This window comes from Granulicella sp. S156 (genome assembly GCF_009766105.1).
GTDB lineage: Bacteria > Acidobacteriota > Terriglobia > Terriglobales > Acidobacteriaceae > Granulicella.
The window spans coordinates 70,504-90,053 of the sequence record NZ_LMUH01000007.1 but is presented as its reverse complement, the minus strand read 5'-3'; the positions used below and the strand labels follow the sequence as shown (position 1 = coordinate 90,053).

Below are 19,550 nucleotides of genomic sequence, written 5' to 3'. Positions count from 1 at the left end.
GACACGAAGGATGCATATAGCCGAACGGCGTTACCACATATTCAGCCGGTACGTTCGTGGGGCGCCCTGCAGATAGATTTTGCGCTGCGGCTGAAAGGGTCATTACGAAAAGACAGGATAGGAAAAGACAAACATTCGAGAAAAATTGGTTTGGTCTGCGCTTGCATTCTGGCATTGTCATTGCTCTCTCCATGGGTAGTTTCGGGTTGCGTGACGAGTGAGTGAGGATCTTTGTGCCTGCGTTGGGATGTCCAGGAAGGCAGACACAGTTCAACGACTTGAATCAAGGCGGTGTGAACCGCCTCGTTCCATCGTTTTCTTACTGAAGCGCCCAGTTTTGGGCGTTCGTGTTGTTGCAGGTGTAGACCTGCACAAGCGTTCCGTTGGTCGTGCCGGAGTTCTCCACATCAAGGCAGAGTCCAGCATTGCCTGACGGATGCAAGATGTATTCGCTTCCAGCGCTGGTGATGTTCCACGCCTGCGACGACGCTCCACTGCACGGTTGCAGGTTCACAACCGAACCGCTGGTTGTGCCCGATGCCGTGGCGCAGTAGGCGCCGTAGGACACGGCAATGTTGTAGTCTCCCGCCGGCTGTACGTTCGCGCTGCCAAAGACCCAGGATTGCGCTCCCGTACCGTTGGCAGTCCAGATGTCAATCTGGTTGCCACTGCCGGTGCCGGAGGCATAATCGTCAAGCACCAGGCCAGGAGAGCTTGCCGGAGCCATGATGTGCGCGCCGTCAAGATTGCCAGTTGTCAGGGGCGCCAGCGCGTTAATAAACGCTTGCCCATTCGGACTGCCCCAGCCGGTCACCAGGTCGTATCCGGCAACGGCGTTGTAGCCTCCGTTGCCCGAGTCGTTGTTGTTGCCGGTCGTGATGTCGTGCATGTCTCCGCTGTAGTTCGAGCTAGAGCCGAGTGAATACACGATGGTGTTGAGAAAGCCGACGGAGGACTGCCCATTGTTGGCCGCCTGTTCATTGATCAACGCCAGAAAGCCAGCCCAGCGCGGTGCGGAGAGACTCGTGCCCCCAACACCTCCCTGGCAGGGGTTGCCATTGACGCAATACCAGTTATCCGTATTCGCCTCCATGGCCACATCAGGAGCGTTGCGCAAGGTGGTTGATCCGCCATTCGACGAGTTAATAACGCCGGATATCTGCTGATACGAAGGAATGGCCAGGCCGTTTGTGCTGATGCCGCCGCCGCTGCCGACCCAGGCACTCTCTGACGACCAGGCTCCGCCTGATCCGTTGGTTGTCAGGTCCGTACCACCGGTAGAGACCACATACGGATCGTCTGCAGGGTAATAGGCATCGACGCCATTCAGATAAGCACCACTGTCGTCGGAGGATACAAACAGGTTCTGTCCCTGTGCAGCAAACTCCTGAAAGATAGGCTCATCCGCAGTAGGGTTTGCAGGCAGGTAGCCGACAGATGCGCTAAGCTGCTTTGCGACGTTCGCCGTGGCCATGGCGTTGAAGGTGTCTTCAAAGTTCGCACCGAAGTACTCGATGATCGCGCTGGCTCCAGGCGCCATGGAAAGTGCTTCCACGATGTCGATGACAGGCTCGCCGTCATCGCAGCCTGAGCCGCAGGAGTTGGTTGTGCCATCGGTCGAGTAGTTCTGCACGACACCGGAATTAAACGGCTGGCCGACGTTGCTGAAGTAGTTCTCAACATCGCTGATGTTGTAGTCCAGGCCGAACAAGCCAATCGTCTGGCCTGCTCCCGTGAGCGCCGTGCCGCCATAGTATGCCGCACGCATATCGCTGCCGAGAAACGCTCCGCCCGGACCTGAACCCGTTGTGAACGTCTTGGGTTCGCCAGCCTTTGCAAAACGAAGACGAGGCTTCGGAATGGAGAAGTTATCCAGCCCGGCGATGTACCAGATCTTCACGGGAAGGTCGAGCATAGGAGTCCGGTCTGGCGAGTAGAAGGTTCGGTCCTCGGTGGGATGCTGGTATGTCTGCATCGTTACGTGAAGAGCCTTGTTGACCTGCGCCACAGAACCATTCACGTCCAGAAGAAAGCGATTGGCAGTTCTGGCTCGAATCGTAAGGCCGTTGGCTTGCGCATACCGCGCGACAGTGTCGTAGTCTTCCTGCGTAGGGCCGAATCTATCGGTAAACTGCTGCACAGAAAGCCAGTGATGATACTGCGGGCTGGCAGGATTGTAGAGTTGCTGCAGCAGGGAAGTGAGCCCTGCTTGATCGCGCAGCGGAAGGGCGATCGATAACTTCAGGGTCTGTGCCTCATCCAGCTGGCTCAGCATTCTGACCTGCCGGTTTACGACCACGCTGCGAACGCTATTTTTTATGGGAGCTTGTTGCTGGGCTAACACCGGGGAGGAAAGTAACAAGACGACGAGCGGCATCACATAGTTCTTCATAAACCCTCATTAAGTAGTCTGGATTTGAATAAATATGGATCTGGAAGATATGCCTGCAGGTGACTCAGCAGAAGGCAACCATTCAGTCGTACAGGGTGCTGCGATCCTTCATGGGCTGCGATAGAAGTCAGTCGTGACTAAAAACGATCTGGTGGGAAACAGTCCTAAGAAATAGGCTGAGGATTACAAATTAATCGAGCGCCCATTGCTCGTTGTTTCCGCCACTGCAGGTATAGGCGATAGCAGGTGTTCCGTTACCCGTACCTGCCCCCTGCACATCAAGGCAGAGGCTGGTATTACTTGCGGGATGAAAGATAAAAGTGCTGCCCGAGGCGACTGCTTCCCACGCCTGGCCTGAAGAGCCAATGCACGGCTGGAGGTTTACCACCGAACCGCTGGTGGCGGCAGAAGCCGTGACACAATAGGCGCCGTAGGAGACCGCGATATTGTAGTAACCCGCCGGTGAGACATTCACGTTACTGAAGACCCAGCTCTGTGCTCCGGTGTTATTCGCAGTCCAAATGTCGATTGTGTTTCCAGACGCCGTACCGGACTGATAGTCATCGAGTCGTGAGCCGGTGGCGTTTTGTGGAGTGAGTGTGTGCGCACCATTCAAGCTCGCTGTGCCAGTAGGTATATCCAGCAGTCCAACGACTGTATCGCTGCAATCCCAGCTGTATAGTCCGCCATAGGGAGTGGCTGACAGCCAGTTATTCCATGAAAGTCCCTGTGAGTTTTGCTCAGACCATGCCTGACTGACATTGGTCTGCGCCCAGGACAATATATCGGGATTGCTGAGAGCACCGTTGGTGTACGCGTACCCGATCCAGCGCAGGGCAATGCCATTGAATCCGCCGCCATCCGTGCCGCCCTGTCCATAGTTTGGCAGGATGTTATATCCGTTGACGGTTCCGCTGGATTCGTTGTTCATGAGATAGTTTGCTACGTTCGTGGCATCACTATCTTTGTTTTCGAAGTAGTCAGCGCCCACGGCGACCCCGTAGTTATAGGAGTACTGCCCAGAGCTAATCCCGCTACTGTTAATGCCGTCATAGATCTCCCCGGTCGATGCGACATAAAGGTTGCTGTACGCCCAGCTATAGATTGTGTTTGCCTCACTCTGATACGTTGAGTTGCCGGTTGCGTTATAGAGAAGATTTCCGGCGATCACAAACGTCCAATTCGCAGCAGAATTCTTATAGCCGGAGGAAGTGTTCGCCTGAGCGGCGTTCCACCAGATGCCTCCTCCAAAGGTTGTGTCGTACCCGCGACTCCAGACGACAGCGAAGTTGGTCTCCGCATCGCTTAGCCAGGCGGCTGTCCCGGTTGCAGAATAAGCCCTGACAAAGGCAATGGTCGCCCACATCAAATCATCGTCAAAGCTATCGCTAGACCAGTTGCTCCCAAACTGCGCAACGAAGCCATTGCATAATTGATTGATGATATTAAGGTTGGCCGTAGTTGGGCTGTTGTTATAGGCGTCAATTGCGAGTTCAATCTCTTCAGCTCCCACCCAAAAGCCTGAAGTCGTGGTGGATCCCTGTTGCACGCGGTAATCGTAGTTATCGCCGCTGGGATTGAAATAGAAGCCATTGTTGTAGTTGCTGAATGCAGTCTGAGCATCGGCAGTTGTCCACTGTGCGAGGGCTGGGCGAACGGCGCTCAGCATCAACAGGGTTGCGAGGAAAGGGCCGACTACACGACACAGGACTGCGCAAAAATGTACGTTCATGGAGAATTCTCCTTGCGGGCTCGCTATACAGGCGACGTGCAATGAATCTGCGTTTCATTCCGTGCGGAAAGCAGTGAACCACACGGCTCTACTGTTCATGCAGATGAAGAAGTATTCCTGACTACTGACTGCGACAGCTTTGTACACACGCATCGGACAGATGCAACCCGTTATCGGATTGCCTATGAAAATTATGTTCTATCCGGCGTTGGTAACGATTCCATGACGGCGGGATTCAAAATACTACTAGCGTGCCTCTCTAGTCAAGTGGGAATGAATAGAAGTTCCGTAAAAAATTCCAGGCGACGCAAGGCAACGTTCATCTTCCTTTGAATCTGTCAGTGTGGAGCAATTCGGCGGCATCACACTTATTACCCGGTCCGTATTACCTGGTTGAGCAAGCTATCTGTCTGACTACATTGTTCATGGACTTGAATGATGGGTGAGGCAGGTCATGACTTAGATCTAGTACAGGATGACGGATCTGCGGCGGTATGAGAGACAGAACAAATTATGTCTTGTCGGCCCTGGCTATGTTCTTCAGCGAATTGTGCTGCGCCTAACCAGTATCTGGCGTGATCTGCTGCATACATCTGTGATGTCGCCCTGCGGCTCTATCGGCGGAACGGCGAGTACTCTCGCTGGAAAATGACGATGGCTAGATGCGGGGTCCACAGGCAGAGCGTCGAAGTAGCAATCCCGAGGTAGAAACTTGTTAAAGCCACTTTCCACAATGGAAAATGAACGCTATACTTTCCACAATGGAAAGTGAGGCCAATCAGATGTCCACCCCTAAAGAAGAAGCTCTTCTGGCACTCGCCGCAAAGGGCGAGGTCGAGCAGAACCTCGCGAATCTTTCGTTCTGCCCTCCGTCACGCCACGCAGCATTCGCTGCGGTTGTGGCAGCCTTAGTGGGAACCCCCGCCTTCCCTCAGCCGCTGCGATTCACCGCACTTGCCTTGATTATCGCAAGCGTATATCTCATCGTGAGGTGGGATAAGCGCCGCCTCGGCGTCTTCATTAGAGGCGATCGCCGTGGCAAGACACGTATGGTCACCTTCCCCATGCTTGTGCTCCTTAGCGGTCTGTACCTTACTAGCTACTACTTCTCAATCGTACGGAAAGAACCTGGCATTAGCCTCGCGCTTGCAGCCCTGACTTTCATCATCGGCTATCTGGGAAGCGTGCTCTGGCAGCACATTTTCGTGAGAGAACTCAATGCCTGCTAGCGCAACCATCATCGTCGGGTTCGAGCCATTGCTCCAGGCAGCCGCACGCCTTCAGGTCATGGCCGTTCTCGTACAAGTGGAACAGGCCGAGTTCGCTCGCCTCAAAGAACTCACGAGCACCAGCGATTCGGTCATGTCGAAGCACCTATCGGCACTCGCCGACGCCGGGCTCATCAAACTCACCAAGGCCACCGCCGATGGTCGTCAGCGAACGTGGGTCTCAGTCACCCGCACCGGCCGCAAGATGTTCCATAATCACGTAGCTGCACTGCAAAGAATTGTTGCCGGTGCTGCTGATCCGATCTAAGCGGATGTGTCAGGTTCCACAGCGTAACGCATGTCCCGGTACACTCAGTCCATTAGCCCCTACAGGTTCATTCAAGGATTCTTGCAGACGTCTTGTAATGCCTGGCTATGTTCCTCTACAAACTTCGCCGCCCCGAACCAGTACCTGGCGTGATCTGCTGCATACATCTGCGTCCAGGGTTGAAGACCCTTCGCTGCACCCTTCACGAGAAGGTCTCCCATGGCTTGAGCGCGCCTACGCATCAACGCGGGTAAAGCATCGCCTTGTGAAGGGGACAATCCGTAGCCTCTGACTAATGCGCGGACCCGTGGAGCTATCTCCGTGATGTCCCCCTGCGGCTCTATGGGAGGGAAGGTGATCGCCGCATAGGATAGGTCCCAAAGGCGAGAACCGGGACCTGAGTTATCCCAGTCGATGAAGACCCATCGATCCCCGTTCCGCACCAGATTCCATGGTGCGAGATCGTTGTGACAGATGAGATCGTCATGGTCGGGACGTATCGGAACGTCCCAGCGTGCGCCGGCCGGAATCGGGAAGCAAGCCGTAAGCTCGTGCAATTGACGGATGAGTCTGCCGACCCCCTCTAAATCGGCGAGGCTCAACGGGGTTCCGACATTGGCCATGACTCCCGGAACAAACTCCAAAGATTGCCGGCCTTGTTCATCCATCCCAAAGTGTTGTGGGCATGCAGGGTAGCCTCGAGCCTGCAGGAAATCGAGAAGGCTTTTGACGCTGGATGTGGCAATCGTGACCGGCTTGCGTACCGTCTCTCCGATTCTTACGACGCGTGCGGCGACGTTTCCGCCTGTGAGGATGTGTTCGTCTTCCGTCATAGAGACTTGTGGGGATGCTCGAGCCTGCGTTTTTCGCTGTTTCCTGGAGTATCGAGCTGTTTTATCGTGGCCGAACAAAGGTGTTGTCTTGTATAGGTATACTGTCATCTTAATTCAGCCCAGGAGCTTTTCTATGAAGAACGTCGTACTTGCTTCACTGCTGGCAATGGCCGGCGTTGCTACCGTTGTGCAACCCTGCTTTGCGCAGGATGCCTCAGCCCCTGCCGCTGGCCAGGCTGCCGGGCAGATTCAGATGTCGCCGGAGGAGTACAAGGCCTATAACGATGCCGATACCGCAGCCACACCCGCTGCACAGGCAGCCGCGTGGGAGGCCTATCTGAAGGCCTATCCAAACTCCGCGGTCAAGAAGGATGCGCTCGCGAAACTGATGTTCGCCTACTACAAAGCCAACGATCCTGCTAAGACGCTGGATGCCGCAGACCGTCTTCTGCAAGCCGATCCGAAACAGCTTCAAGCACTGTACCTCGAAGCCTTTCTGCGCCGGAGCGCGGCGGATGCACTGACTGATCCCGCCGCCAAGACTGCGGCTCTCGACAAGGCCGCGGGCTATGCCCAGACGGGCCTGGGTGTTGGCAAGCCAGCTGCTATGGATGATGCCACCTTCAAGTCGGCTACAGCCACCTTTCAGGGCGCAATTGCGGACGATGATATATCCAAGAAGGACTATACGGACGCGATTACGGCGTTCAAAACTGAACTCGGTGGCGTAACCCCGGACGCGACACAGGCTCCAGGCGCCGTGCTGCAGGATGTGTTCTATCTGGCAAACGCCTATCAGCAATCGACGCCGCCCGATTACCTGAACTGCGCCTGGTACGCGACTCGGGCTGCTGCGTTTGCCGGCCAGTATGTGTCTGCGATTCAGCCGACGGCGACCTACTGCTACAAGAAGTACCATGGCAGCACCGATGGCTATGAGAAGCTACAGGCATTGGTGAAGACAAGCCTGACACCTCCAGTCGATCTGGGCACCACCATCACGGCCGCGCCCAAGCCTATTGACTACGTAAAGCAGACGATTGCCAGCACGCCCGACCTCGCCAAATTAGCCCCCGGCGACAAGGAGTTTGTGTATCAATATGGCAATGTTCCCGATCCTAAGACCGGGACGGTGGATCCTGCTACGGGCCAGATAGACCCCAAGACCCAAAAGACCTACGCGGATGAGGTCTTCGATAGCGTCAAGGGTAAATCGGTATCCTTCGGTGATGCCTTGGTCATCTCGGCTACTGCGGATGCTGTTCAGGTTGCGTTTTCCGACGATTCGGTGCAAAGCAAGACGGCAGATTTTACCTTCAACATGAAAGAACCGTTGAAGGTCGTGCCTAAGGCCGGTGACAAAATAAAGCTGCAGGGCACCTATGCGTCCTACACCTCGTCGCCAGTCATGGTCACAATGAGCGATAGCTCAGTTGTCCCGGCGAAACCACCGGCGAAGGCTCCCGCCCACCGTCGTACGACCTCTCACTAGAGCATTTCCTCTATAGATGTAGAGCGAGCCACAAATCCGGGTGCCCCATCTTCGGCGCGTTTTTTGCGCCTAAGGTGGGCATCGGGCGACCGCCCGACCGCTCCTGCCCATGTATGCCACGTCTCCAATGTTTCAACTGACACTACGCTTTCTCCTGCTGCTCTACACCTGCACGAAAAATGCTCTAGATTGCGGTCAACACGATGAAACGGCCTCTCGCAAGGGAGGCCGTTTTTGTTGATAACTAGATGTGGAGTATCAATACGTCATGGAATTGATATTCCAACCGGCGTTGTCCTGGTTAAGCGTTAAGACTTGCCGGCCCGCCGGCAGCGTAATGTTGGCTGTCACCGTCGTCCACGTTTGCCAGCCGCCTGTCGCCGGAAGATTGACGGACCCGCTCAGGTTGGTTCCCGACGCGTTCGACAGATGCAAAGCATCTGTAACAGCGCTGGGAGCAGCGACGCGGAAGCTGACCGTGTAGGTTCCGGCTGTGGCGACGTTGACGGTGTAGTGAAACCACTGTCCGGAGGTTGTCCATCCGAGATCGTAGCCGCCACCTGTGTCCGAGGTTGTCTCCAGATCGACGCCGTCGGAGCGATAGCTGTTGCCAGTGCCGTTGATCGAAGTCACGTTATAGGCGTACCCCTGACCACCTGTGTCATAGTTCTCGGCCTGCACCGTGCCGGGGATGGCTGCTGGAGTTCCACCATAGGGCGATCCGGACGCCGCAAACGTCGCGTAGTTGAAGTTCCAACCGGCGTTGTCCTGGTTAAGCGTTAAGACTTGCTGGCCCGCCGGCAGTGTGACGCTGGCCGTTACCGTTGCCCATGTCTGCCAACCGCCTGTCGCGGGCAGGTCGACGGATCCACTCAGGTTTGTTCCCGAGGCGTTCGACAGATGGAAGGCATCGGTCACAGCACTGGGAGCGGAGACACGGAAGCTGACCGTGTAGGTTCCAGCTGTAGCGACATTGACGGTGTAGCGAAACCATTGTCCGGCAGTTGTCCATCCGAGATCGTAGCCGCCACCTGTGTCGGAGGTGGTTTCCAGATCGACACCGTCGGAGCGGTAGCTGTTTCCACTGCCGTTGATCGAAGTCACGTTGTAGGCAACACCCTGGCCACCCGTGTCGTAGTTCTCGGCCTGTACTGTGCCGGGGAGGGCTGCAGGCGTGCCGCCATACGGACCTTCGGCCGTTCCGCTGATGGTGAAAGCTGCTGTTGCGACCGCGCTGTTGGTGTATCCGGAAGCGACGGCGATGGCTTCGACAGTCTCGGTCGCGCTCACCGTGATGGGCGCGGAATAGAGTGTCGAGGAAGTCGTCGGGGTAGTGCCATTGGTGGTGTAGTAGATCTGCGCGCCGGAGGTGGCGTCGGAGAGGGTCACGGTCTGGGCGCTCGCATACGATCCCGCAGACGGGCTGAAGGTAGGCGTGGCCGCAACTGACGACGAGATATTGGACCCAGCAACTGATCCCGTCGAATAGTAGTAATCGTTCGCGGGGGTCGACGTGCTGGAAGACCCTGCCCATGAGGCTATCGCGTAGTTGGCGAGGCCAATCGCATCCGTGCCGGTTCCGCTCAGTTCAATGGTGCCGGTTGAGCTGGGCCTGAAGGTGAAGGTGGGTGTGTTGCCATCCACGAAGGGCGCCTGCACATCGGTGCTGCCCGCGGCAAGAGTGAAGGAGGTTACTTGGCTGCCTGATGTAACGACGAGTGTCCCCGGCTGCGCGAGGTTTGCGGTGACGTAGATGTCATCGGCAATAGGGCCGTTGTCGGTATTTGCCGAGATCTGGGGAGTGTTGTTGGAGGCGTTATCGTTTACCGATTGCGTTCGATACGCCCAGTAGATCGAATCATTATTGATCGCGGGCTGAACGCCTGTTTTATACCACTGGATGAAGTACGGCAGCAGGGCAGTAGCGCCGGCGTGGGTGTGGAAGTAATTCAGCACTCCGGTCGGCAGTCCGCTCCCGGTGAGATAGTTTGCGTCCGAGTATTTATTCGGGTCGTCGATGGGACTTACATAGCTGCCTTCGATGAAGTCGTTCCATGTGATGATCTCGACCCAGTCGGGATGAGAGACGTTGATGGCGTCCATCCACATCTTTCGCATGCCGCTATATCCGCTGTATTCGTAGTAGTTGTAGGAGCTGGCTGCGTCCGCGCCCCAGAACTGCAGGGTGATCGGCGCCATATAGACCTTGCCTCCGTTATTTTGAACAACGGAAGCATAGTCTTCGCTACTGGGAATCTGGTCGATCGATCCCCCTGATCCTGGAACGCCAGCTATGCCCCAGTAGAGCGATCCGTTGATCGTAGAGCTCCACGAATTGAAACCGGATTGAACCTCCGAAAGAGTGGGGATATCTCCACCCCACCCGCTAAAGAATGCCGGAACCAGAAAAATCTGTAAGTCGGCGTTGCTCGGAGCTCCACCAACCTCAAGCGTCGGCCATGTTGAGGAAACGGATTGCGTGGATGGATTGGTTCCATTGGCCAGGTCGGAGCGGATCTGCTGAAAGCCGGAGATCCCGATCTGCGTTTCGCCTGAAAATGTGCTCAGCACAAACGCACCGTTGTACTGATAGTAGACAGTCGAGAATTTGGGGTCATTGGCGAAACGCCGCATCATGTCTTCTGCATCGCTGACTGTATTGCCGCAGCAAAAGTCGGCGGAGAAGAATAGTTTGAACCCAGTATTGAGCTCGTAAGCCGCTTCAAACATCTGCGAGGCATACGCGATGTAATACTCCGAAGAGACACCTTCGCTCAGCCAACTTCCAACGTCGAGGGCAAAGCCGTCAATGCCTGCGGCTTGCGCCTGCTGGATCTCTTTTTCGTAGGCCTGGACTTTTAGTTGGCCTGTCGGATCTGTATTGCCCTGGTAGTCCTGATTCGTCACCAGGTAGTGAGCGAAGACCTTCTTTTGTCCCATGACTTTCTGCGGGACTAGGAGAGAGAAGAGGGCAAGTGCCAGAAGCGGCAGAAGCATGTCGAAGCGTGAGATGAGAAGCGTGTGTTTAGGCGAGGGCACAGCGGCAACCTCCGGGCTAAATCCTAAAGTTCTCTGGAAAATGACACGAGCCACCATAGCATAGGGAGACGCATATCCAATGTGAGAGGAGTTTGAAAATCGCCATACTATCGTTGGTTGCGCGCATTCTTCAGAAGAGGAAGAATTCTTCCTTTGAACGTGATCATCGAGACTCCATTCTTGACAAGCGTTGAGCGAAACATCTAGAAGATGGCACGTGTAATACGCACCATAATTTCGGGAGATCTCAATATGCGCAGCACACCCACTCACCGGCACACTCTGCACAGGTTGGTTATAGGAGCAGCGCTTTTTCTGACTCCATTCGCCGGAGCTCACGGACAGTCTAAGACGCTGCCGGCCGACACACGTTTCTTTACTCCTCTACCGCCTACTGGAGCCGCACAACAAGTGGAGGGCCTGTTAGAGCAGGGGAAGTTCAAGGATGCTCTGCTGCTTACGACCATGGAGACAGTTCCTCAAGCGGTGTGGCTCACTGGCGGTACGACTTCCCAGGTGACCTCCACCGTGACAACAACTCTTGTGGAAGCGCATCTGGAACGAGCCATACCGGTGTTTGTGCTCTACAACATTCCTGGCAGGGACTGCGGTAGCTACTCGGCGGGTGGAGCAGAGAATACCGCAGACTACGAGACGTGGATTAATGCCATTGCGGCAGCGATCGGTAGTCAGAAGGTAGTGATCGTGCTGGAGCCGGATGCTCTGGCGGATCTGCCCAGCGATTGCGGCTACAACCCGGCACAGGTGAACATCGCGCAGCTCACGGCGGATCGATATACCCAGATCAACTATGCGGTGACGACGTTGGAGGCTGGATCGCAAACGCTGGTCTATATCGACGGTGGCAATAGTCACTGGCAGGCTGTACCGATTATGTCAGCGCGGCTCGCACAGGCTGGCATCACGCAGGCACAGGGGTTCTTTACGAACGTATCGAACTTCAACCTGAACAATTACGAATCTAAATATGACACCTGGGTCTCCGAGTGCATCGCGTTCGCCAACAATCCCGACAATGGTGGATGGCGGCTGGGAAATTATTCGTACTGTGCGAGCCAGTATTATTCGCCTCTCGGAACAGTCAACCCGGACGACATTACGACCTGGATCTACACCGACGAGTGGTTTCAGCAGAACCTGGGAACAGCCGAACCTGTGACGCATTTCGTGGTCGACACGAGTCGCAACGGCCAGGGACCACTCGATGCCAGCATCTATGCGAACGCGCCGTATAACCAGCCGGCCGCAGTCGTCCAGACCCTCACCAATGGCGGCTGGTGCAACCCTCCGGCGCGTGGGCTGGGGACTCATCCAGCTGCAAGTACAGGCATTTCATTATTGGATGCCTATATCTGGGTGAAGACGCCAGGTCAGTCGGATGGGACCTGTGACGCAGCGGGCGGAGCAAGAGCGTGGGACTACACAGACTATTCCCAGGCGCAATGGCCGACGGACGCAGCGGGCCAGGCAGTGTTCGATCCACTATGGGGCTTAGACGATCCGATTGCAGGGAGCTGGTTTCCGCAGCAGGCAATAGACCTGGCACAGAGAGCTAACCCCAGCTTGCTGCCCTGATGGGCTAGTAGAGCAAAGCGAGACTCTCTCGAGCCGCACGCGATGCGGGTGCGTGTGGGCTTTCCGCTTAGGCCGTACGGTCCGGGTGCCCCATCTTCGGCGCGTTTTTTGCGCCTAAGGTGGGCATCGCGCGAAGCGCGACCGCTCCTGCTTGATGTGTGCCTTGGCTACAACGTTCAAACCTGGATATAGCCACAGATTTTGCGACGAGCGTAAGACCATTACCAAAAACGCGATATCACAGGAAGTTCCAATAACCGCGGTAACCAGCCCTGCGATTTCGTCTTGACATTGCTCAAACACGTGTTGTAGAACCTATAACACTTGTTGGAGATGCGAATGGCAACGCCGAAACTATCGAAGCTCGAACTTCAGATCATGGAGAAACTCTGGGATCGAGGCGAATCCTCCATCCGTGAGATTCAAGACGCCTTTCCTGAGAAGGGACGGCCCGGCTATACGACCATCCAGATGACGATGTCCCGCATGGAGGTGAAAAAGATTGTGCGCCGCGTCAAGAAGGTGGGTAACTTCCACGTCTTCGAAGCTCTCGTCTCGCGCGATGCCGCCCAGCAAAGATTGGTCGACGAGCTGTTGGCGCTGTTTGGCGGGCGAACCCAGCTCGTGATGACACATCTGGTTAGGTCCGGGAAGTTGCGGCTGGAGGACGTCAAAGAGGCACAACGGGAATTGAAAAAGCTTCAAGAAAAGGAGAAAGCGGAATGATCGCAGACTCTTTGTCCGGGATGTCGGGAACGATTGTGCCTGCCCTGGTGAATCACCTATGGCAATCGACGCTGCTTACCGCAGCAGTGTGGTTACTGACCTTAGCCCTGCGAAAGAACCGTGCAAGAATTCGATACTGGCTCTGGTTAGCGGGGTCGATAAAATTTCTTATTCCTTTTTCGCTGATGGTGATTCTGGGCAGTCATTTGACATGGATGCCTCATCCGTCGCCGCTAAGGGCGGGGAGCGCGAACACTGCTTCCTATCTTGCAATGGAAGAGCTAAGCCAACCCTTTACGTCGGAAGCGTCCCAGGCACGGGCGCCGGAGCTCGGGGTTGCCTCTATGCCTGCTCGAGTCGCAGACTTCCTAAGCACGCCTCCGGTCCCGGCTATCGTTCTAACGATATGGTTGTGCGGCGCGATCGTGATACTAGGCCGCTGGACCTCGCGGTGGTTGCGCATTCAAGAGGCAGTTCGGAGGGCCCTGCCAGTGCTGGAGGGCCGCGAGGTGGAGGCGCTTCGCCGTGTAGAAGATCGAGTAGGACTGCAGCGAAAGATCGAACTAAGATTGTTGCCCGCTTCCGTTGAGCCCGGAATCTTCGGTTTCTTTCGTCCCATTCTCCTGTGGCCGCAAGGAATATCCGAGCGTTTAGGAGACGAGCATCTAGAGGCGGTGCTGGCTCACGAGGTTTGTCACGTACGCCGGCGCGATAATCTGACGGCCGCGATTCACATGTTGGTTGAAGCTATCTGTTGGTTTCACCCGCTTGTGTGGTGGATCGAGACGCGACTGGTGGAAGAGCGCGAGTTCTCCTGCGATGAAGAGATTGCGCTGCATTGCCGGCAGCCACAGATCTATGCAGAGAGCATTCTCACAGTCTGCGAGTTCTGCGTCGAAACTCCCCTCACCTGTGTTGCTGGTATTACCGGCGCTGACTTGAAGCGTCGCATCCGGTCCATTATGACTCCGCGCGTGGCCGAGTTAACTCTTCCTCGAAAGATCATGCTCGCAGTATTTGTTTTCACCGTCATCGTCGTGCCCATGGCGTTTGGGGTTGTGCGAATGATTCCGCTATATGGCCAGATTCTGCACGTTTCCGGGCCGAAACCCTCGTTTGCGGTTTCCAGTGTTCGCCCGAGTGGGCCAGATGAGGAATGGCCGGTGCAGACTGTGCGTCCCGACGGCTTTGAGGCGAAGAAAGAGACGGTCAAAGAAGTCATGATTTACGCCTATGGTCTCGATTTTGCGCGAGAGCTTTCGGGCGGTCCAAAGTGGATTGGGACGGATCAATATGATATCCAGGGCAAGTTGGATGATGCGCAGGTCGCGGCTATGAGCAAACTATCGCCGGACGACCGGGACGAGCAGATGCGTCTTAGGGTGCAGTCGTTGCTCGCGGAGCGCTTCGGATTAGTTGTTAGTTTTCAGTCCCAGAGTCTTCCTGTATATGAGTTGGTAGTGGCTAAGGGCGGGCTGAAATGCCAAAAATCGACATTTGATTCTCCTGTGGCTCCTTCTGGCCGGCCCCGCCTTGGTAGTGGCGGATTCCAAATGCCGCCGCCGCTTCCGCCACCGGCGGGCAGTCCAGCACCACCTCCACCGCCGGAGGGAGCTCACAGCGGCGAGGGTGTGATGGACACCTGGGGATGGCCCTTCTGGCTGATTGCGGGTCAACTCGCCTGGCAACCGGAGTTGGACGGACGTCCAGTGCTGGACCGGACAGGTTTGGAGGGAAGGTATGATTGCAAAGCGAAATGGTCCAGAGAAGGCTCGAATGATTCGGCCCCGTCATTCTTCACTGCAATCGAAGAGCAGATGGGGTTAAGTCTCAAGCCATCAAAAGGTGAGGTCGAGACGATTTCCGTCAAAAGACTCGAACGACCTTCAACAAATTAGTGCAGGGAAGGAATTCAGCCCTCGGCATAGCACGGGCCGGGTGCCCCATCTTCGGCGCGGCATTATCGCGCCTAAGGTGGGCATCGGGCGAACGCCCGACCGCTCTCCTCCGTCCGGCCATAGCCGCTACTACAAGGCAAAGGCGGTCGCCCTACGCCGCCCCATTTCTCGCATTTGATTGAAATACTCAATTATTTATCTGCTACCATAAATTCCTCTTCAAAATCTAGAATTGTGGCGTCTAAATCCTTCATACAGCACGGCCTGGCTCCACTATCTGCTCGATTTCACCACGTTGTTGCACGTGGAACAATGCTCAGGTCAGATGGAGCCCCTGTTCTCTCCGCGCCGCTTCCGTAAGCTCTGCGATAGCACCTTTATGTCATTTGCACCCGATCGAAGACCTACAGGCGGAGATCTGTTTCAGCCGTTCTCGACAAAGACGACTCTAGAATGAGCTATGGCTACTAACCCGCCTGTTCTGCCAGCGGCGACACAACGTTTTGACACGATCGACGTTCTTCGAGGCTTCTCCATTCTTGCAGTTGTCCTGCTGCATACATGGATCCGGCTCTTCTTTGCCGGTTACGACATACGGCACCTGCCTTTGCCGAAGATCGTCACCCACCTCCTCTTCTTCAATGGCGGCAATGGGGTCACCGTCTTTTTCGCCATTTCAGGATTTCTCATTACGCTGACCTCTCTGCGCCGGTTCGGTTCGCTCTCTGCCATGAGAGCGTCCGTTTTTTACCGGATCAGGTTTGCGCGCATCGCCCCGTTGCTCATACTCATCGTTACGATCCTTAGCGTTCTGGCCCTGGCCCATGTAGAAGGCTTTGACTTCTCCCACAAGAGGGCTCCCCTGTGGCGCGCGATCATAGCCGCCTTCACCTTTCACCTGAACTGGCTGGAGGCTCGGTTTGGCTTTCTGCCTGGAAACTGGAATGTGATGTGGTCCCTATCGGTTGAAGAGATGTTCTATGTCTTCTTCCCGATCCTCTGTATGCTTCTCCTGCGCTTTCGCAGGGGCATGATCCCCTTCATCGTTATATTGGTGGCATTTGTAGCGATGGGACCCTATGCCCGGACTGTTTGGTCCACAAATGAGATATGGCAGGACCAAAGCTATCTCGGTGGAATGGACGGTATTGCCCTGGGCTGCCTTACCGCCCTGTTGACTCACTACGTTTCAATCCGACAAGAGGGTCGCTGGCCCGCCATCCATAGCCGCTTACTGCTGCTTCTGCAGGTTGCAGGTGTCACCATCATCGCTGTTACTGCCTGCGGCCCACACTGGTTTTGGAAGTTGATTCCGACGAAAGCGGACTTCTTCGGAACGCTGCTCGCCGTGGGTGCGTGCCTCGTTATGCTGGCCAGCGTGCTTCGCCATGCAGGAGGACATTCGCGCAGCCCGAGCCGCCTTACCGCTCCCATTCGTTGGTATGGAAGGCACAGCTATGAGGTCTACCTGACTCACGAGTTCATCGTTATCTGGGTTGTCATGCTCTTCAGCCACTGGCATCCAAATCCCAAACCGAAAGGTCTAGCACCTCATCAGCTCAGTGTGCCGCATATGGCTGTTTGGGTTGTGGGCATTCTTCTGCTTACGGCGCTTCTTGGCTGGCTTACGGCTACCTTCTTCTCTGAGCCGATGAACCGTTATCTGCGAGGGGCCAGACCGCCTCGCTAGTTCACGTTTGTTATAGGTGAGGCTGTCGTATACTCATCGTCGGAGGCACCTTATGTTCTCCCGAAGCAAGTTTGATACATGCTTCCACCTGCTGCTCCCGCTGATCGCTTTCGGAGTGAAACATTCCGTCTCGTCGTTCTTTGTCGGGGTCGACAAGCTGCTATTGATCTGTGCTGTGGCCGGCCTGTTGATGTTTCTGGCCTCGCACTCAGGGGATATCTGCCGGCGGCTTATCGCCTGTGCAGAATCCATTTGTCTCTATGTATTTGAGCCTTCCCGGAAGGCCGGTCTGTCGATGCCGCAAGAGGCATCGCTGACACTTCCCTGGGCACCGCGCCTGCGGTTGATCTTCCAGCTTCCTCCTCCAATCTCCCTCTAGTTCAACCCTCCGATCTCCATTCGCAGTTGTATGTCGCTGCGTTTTGATTTGCTGCATCTGTGCGCTCTCGTGACGATGCGAGTGAGGACAGGCGCATCGTCAGCTCCGTGTGAGCGGACTTTGTGGCCTGTAAAGACTTAAACCCTCACCCCAAAATGTCTCAGATACTGCATAGTCCAACACAAATTAAGGCAGCTGCACCGGCCCCACCAGTGTATTGGCGAGCAATCCACGATCGATCCAAACCAGAGGCGTCATCGCTCAGCGGTGATGACCAGGAGAATTTCCATGGAAGAAATGAAGAATCCCAATCTGCAAACGAGCAGGCAAACTGTACGTGCCTTGATCGCGATGGCCGTCATCTTTTTCGGTTTCCTATACGTGCAGCAGATATTTCATCAAAAGGTTGGTGTGGAGAACAATGCCGGGACATTGAACCCGGTAGTACAAACGAATGCACACAAGGCCACACCGGATCATGCGGCTAAGGCTATGCCGCAGGCTTCAGAGAAAACTGAGAAGCTCTATCTTTTCGCGAAGCCGTTTTTCGTAGCGCTCAACTGGATGCACCAGCATCTTGTTCGGAACTGGGGATGGGATATTTTGCTGCTCACTTTGGGAATCAACCTTGCACTGCTCCCATTGCGCATCAAGTCCATGCGCTCACAACGAAAGATGCAGCAGCTCCAGCCGGAGATCGCGACAATCAGAGAGCGCTACAAAGGCTGTAAGCTCGGCGACCCGCAGATGCTGGCGATGAACAAGGAGATAGCAGAGTTACATGAAAGATACGGCGTCAGCATGTTCGGAGGGTTTCTGCCGCTTCTGATACAGCTGCCGCTGCTCTCCGGAATCTACCGGATGCTTCATGGAGCTGGCGAGCTGCACCATGCACCCTGGCTGTGGCTGCATGATCTAGCCGCGCCCGATCCTCTTCACCTTCTTCCAATATTTTTCGTAGTGACGATGTTCTTACAGCAGATCGTTACTCCGTCACCGGCTACCGATGCGCTACAGCGGAAGATCATGGCAGTAGCGCTACCCCTCATCTATTGCTTCATCGCATGGCGTGTAGCCGCAGGTCTCGCACTCTACTGGTCACTTGGGAATGTTATAACCATCGTCCAACAGTTCCTCTTCAATCACACCAATCCCCGAATTCAAGAGTGTGACTTGCCGAAGGGAAGACCAGGATGATGGGATAGCTGCGTGTGTTGTGGCATACTGCGGCCTTGTTTCGCCTAAGTCTTATACTGATTCGGAGTGGTTCGCAGAACGCGAAATCACACATCAGTGGAGTGCTGAAGATGAGTGGAATGATCACTGGCCACCTCCTGGATGCCGTGACAGGAGAGACCCTTTCGAAGCCTCAAATAAGCCTGATCCGTCACGGGATTCGCGAGGAGGATTTTACGCAAGCCGATGAGCTCGGACGCTTCTCCTTTCACTCACTACCAGCTGGCAGATACAGTCTGGGTTTTCATGATGCTCGCTATGCTCCTCTTTACCGCGAGGTCCTCCTGGAAGAAGGGGAAACCGTAGAGAATCTACAGATTTCGCTGACACCTGGTGCTTTCATCAAGGGACGGATTTTGGATGAAGAAGGGGTTCCCCCACGGTATTGCCATTTCACTTTGATAAGGGCTGGCAATCGAGGAGAACGATCTGGCTATATCAGCGATTCTGGGGACCACAAGGTAGATGAGGATGGCTGCTTCTGTTCGCCGCCCCTTTCTCCTGGCAGCTACTCTCTGCGCTTCGTCGGAATACTCCAAAAACCGCTCAGCGCTCCGCCTCAACCAGCTCGTCCGGACATTCAACAACGAATCTTCGATTTCCTCTATCCAAATGCTCAGGACATAAAGGACGCCGGTACCTTCGATGTTCAAGCAGGACAAATCAAGGCTGACCTCGAGCTGCGTGTTCCTCGTCCGATTTGGCTTACTGTTCGTGGGAAGGTTACGGGCGAACTGCCGGAAGACATAGCGAACATTTCCGTCCATTTCACCCGTGACGTGGGGATGCTGGATGACTTCGGCAGCTTAGGGGTCAAGGTGGATTCCAGTCGAAACTTTGAGGCTCCTGTTCAAACAGGTCGCTACAGAGTGTTCGTTTGGGAGATGGCTCCGCCCCTTCAAAACGGCTACACTCGAATGACGAAGGAGCTCGCTTCCTCCATCGAGCTAACCGTCGGAACTTGTGATGTAGAGGGGTTCGAAGTTCAGGTATAGCTGTCT

Annotated in this window: 14 protein-coding genes; 10 read left to right on the top strand and 4 right to left on the bottom strand. The window is 55.3% G+C overall.

The window, feature by feature from the left end:
- Positions 1-319 precede the first annotated feature (319 nt).
- The gene (locus GSQ91_RS06165; protein ID WP_158820389.1) at positions 320-2,392 is read right to left on the bottom strand and encodes a S53 family peptidase; all 2,073 of its coding nucleotides are present in this window, start codon (positions 2,390-2,392) and stop codon (positions 320-322) included.
- Between the two features lie 190 nt (positions 2,393-2,582).
- Positions 2,583-4,124 (bottom strand): glycoside hydrolase family 76 protein, encoded by a 1,542-nt coding sequence (locus GSQ91_RS06160; RefSeq protein ID WP_158820388.1) that lies wholly within the window; start codon positions 4,122-4,124, stop codon positions 2,583-2,585.
- A gap of 782 nt (positions 4,125-4,906) precedes the next feature.
- On the opposite strand from GSQ91_RS06160, the gene GSQ91_RS06155 reads away from it, so the two are divergent.
- Both GSQ91_RS06155 and GSQ91_RS06150 read left to right on the top strand, forming a co-directional pair.
- Positions 4,907-5,353, top strand: a complete 447-nt coding sequence (locus tag GSQ91_RS06155; RefSeq protein ID WP_158820387.1) for a hypothetical protein — start codon at positions 4,907-4,909, stop codon at positions 5,351-5,353.
- Positions 5,343-5,660 (top strand): transcriptional regulator, encoded by a 318-nt coding sequence (locus tag GSQ91_RS06150; RefSeq protein WP_174240655.1) that lies wholly within the window; start codon positions 5,343-5,345, stop codon positions 5,658-5,660. Before GSQ91_RS06155 ends, GSQ91_RS06150 begins: the two co-directional genes overlap by 11 nt.
- Positions 5,661-5,731: 71 nt before the next feature.
- Here GSQ91_RS06150 and GSQ91_RS06145 read toward each other — a convergent pair whose 3' ends face one another.
- Positions 5,732-6,493, bottom strand: coding sequence for a phosphotransferase enzyme family protein (locus GSQ91_RS06145; RefSeq protein ID WP_158820386.1), 762 nt, complete (start codon positions 6,491-6,493; stop codon positions 5,732-5,734).
- A 133-nt stretch (positions 6,494-6,626) separates the two neighbouring features.
- Here GSQ91_RS06145 and GSQ91_RS06140 point away from each other — a divergent pair, with 133 nt between their 5' ends.
- A complete protein-coding gene (locus GSQ91_RS06140) occupies positions 6,627-7,985 on the top strand; it encodes a hypothetical protein (protein ID WP_158820385.1) in 1,359 nt (452 codons plus the stop codon).
- 258 nt (positions 7,986-8,243) lie between these two features.
- Here GSQ91_RS06140 and GSQ91_RS06135 read toward each other — a convergent pair whose 3' ends face one another.
- Entirely contained in the window at positions 8,244-11,024 is a 2,781-nt protein-coding gene (locus tag GSQ91_RS06135; protein WP_158820384.1) for an endo-1,3-alpha-glucanase family glycosylhydrolase, read from the bottom strand.
- A gap of 252 nt (positions 11,025-11,276) precedes the next feature.
- On the opposite strand from GSQ91_RS06135, the gene GSQ91_RS06130 reads away from it, so the two are divergent.
- The 7 genes from GSQ91_RS06130 to GSQ91_RS06100 all read left to right on the top strand — a co-directional run bounded on the left by GSQ91_RS06130 (position 11,277) and on the right by GSQ91_RS06100 (position 19,544).
- Entirely contained in the window at positions 11,277-12,620 is a 1,344-nt protein-coding gene (locus GSQ91_RS06130; RefSeq protein WP_158820383.1) for a glycoside hydrolase family 6 protein, read from the top strand.
- A gap of 339 nt (positions 12,621-12,959) precedes the next feature.
- A complete protein-coding gene (locus GSQ91_RS06125) occupies positions 12,960-13,346 on the top strand; it encodes a BlaI/MecI/CopY family transcriptional regulator (RefSeq protein ID WP_158820382.1) in 387 nt (128 codons plus the stop codon).
- Positions 13,343-15,244 (top strand): M56 family metallopeptidase, encoded by a 1,902-nt coding sequence (locus GSQ91_RS06120; RefSeq protein ID WP_158820381.1) that lies wholly within the window; start codon positions 13,343-13,345, stop codon positions 15,242-15,244. The genes GSQ91_RS06125 and GSQ91_RS06120 overlap by 4 nt, the downstream gene beginning before the upstream one ends.
- A gap of 460 nt (positions 15,245-15,704) precedes the next feature.
- Entirely contained in the window at positions 15,705-16,934 is a 1,230-nt protein-coding gene (locus GSQ91_RS06115; RefSeq protein WP_158820380.1) for an acyltransferase, read from the top strand.
- A 52-nt stretch (positions 16,935-16,986) separates the two neighbouring features.
- Positions 16,987-17,313, top strand: coding sequence for a hypothetical protein (locus tag GSQ91_RS06110; protein WP_158820379.1), 327 nt, complete (start codon positions 16,987-16,989; stop codon positions 17,311-17,313).
- Positions 17,314-17,601: 288 nt separating this feature from the next.
- The gene (locus GSQ91_RS06105; RefSeq protein ID WP_158820378.1) at positions 17,602-18,510 is read left to right on the top strand and encodes a membrane protein insertase YidC; all 909 of its coding nucleotides are present in this window, start codon (positions 17,602-17,604) and stop codon (positions 18,508-18,510) included.
- A 110-nt stretch (positions 18,511-18,620) separates the two neighbouring features.
- On the top strand, positions 18,621-19,544 hold the full coding sequence (locus tag GSQ91_RS06100) for a carboxypeptidase-like regulatory domain-containing protein (protein WP_158820377.1): 924 nt from the start codon (positions 18,621-18,623) through the stop codon (positions 19,542-19,544).
- Positions 19,545-19,550 lie beyond the last annotated feature (6 nt).

Excerpts from the sequence above, each read along its gene's own strand:
- GSQ91_RS06145 (WP_158820386.1), bottom strand. The coding sequence starts at position 6,493 with ATGACGGAAGACGAACACATCCTCACAGGCGGAAACGTCGCCGCACGC.
- GSQ91_RS06100 (WP_158820377.1), top strand. The coding sequence starts at position 18,621 with ATGAGTGGAATGATCACTGGCCACCTCCTGGATGCCGTGACAGGAGAG.
- GSQ91_RS06130 (WP_158820383.1), top strand. The coding sequence starts at position 11,277 with ATGCGCAGCACACCCACTCACCGGCACACTCTGCACAGGTTGGTTATA.
- GSQ91_RS06140 (WP_158820385.1), top strand. The coding sequence starts at position 6,627 with ATGAAGAACGTCGTACTTGCTTCACTGCTGGCAATGGCCGGCGTTGCT.
- GSQ91_RS06120 (WP_158820381.1), top strand. The coding sequence starts at position 13,343 with ATGATCGCAGACTCTTTGTCCGGGATGTCGGGAACGATTGTGCCTGCC.
- GSQ91_RS06110 (WP_158820379.1), top strand. The coding sequence starts at position 16,987 with ATGTTCTCCCGAAGCAAGTTTGATACATGCTTCCACCTGCTGCTCCCG.
- GSQ91_RS06165 (WP_158820389.1), bottom strand. The coding sequence starts at position 2,392 with ATGAAGAACTATGTGATGCCGCTCGTCGTCTTGTTACTTTCCTCCCCG.
- GSQ91_RS06115 (WP_158820380.1), top strand. The coding sequence starts at position 15,705 with ATGGCTACTAACCCGCCTGTTCTGCCAGCGGCGACACAACGTTTTGAC.
- GSQ91_RS06155 (WP_158820387.1), top strand. The coding sequence starts at position 4,907 with ATGTCCACCCCTAAAGAAGAAGCTCTTCTGGCACTCGCCGCAAAGGGC.
- GSQ91_RS06160 (WP_158820388.1), bottom strand. The coding sequence starts at position 4,124 with ATGAACGTACATTTTTGCGCAGTCCTGTGTCGTGTAGTCGGCCCTTTC.
- GSQ91_RS06105 (WP_158820378.1), top strand. The coding sequence starts at position 17,602 with ATGGAAGAAATGAAGAATCCCAATCTGCAAACGAGCAGGCAAACTGTA.
- GSQ91_RS06125 (WP_158820382.1), top strand. The coding sequence starts at position 12,960 with ATGGCAACGCCGAAACTATCGAAGCTCGAACTTCAGATCATGGAGAAA.
- GSQ91_RS06150 (WP_174240655.1), top strand. The coding sequence starts at position 5,343 with ATGCCTGCTAGCGCAACCATCATCGTCGGGTTCGAGCCATTGCTCCAG.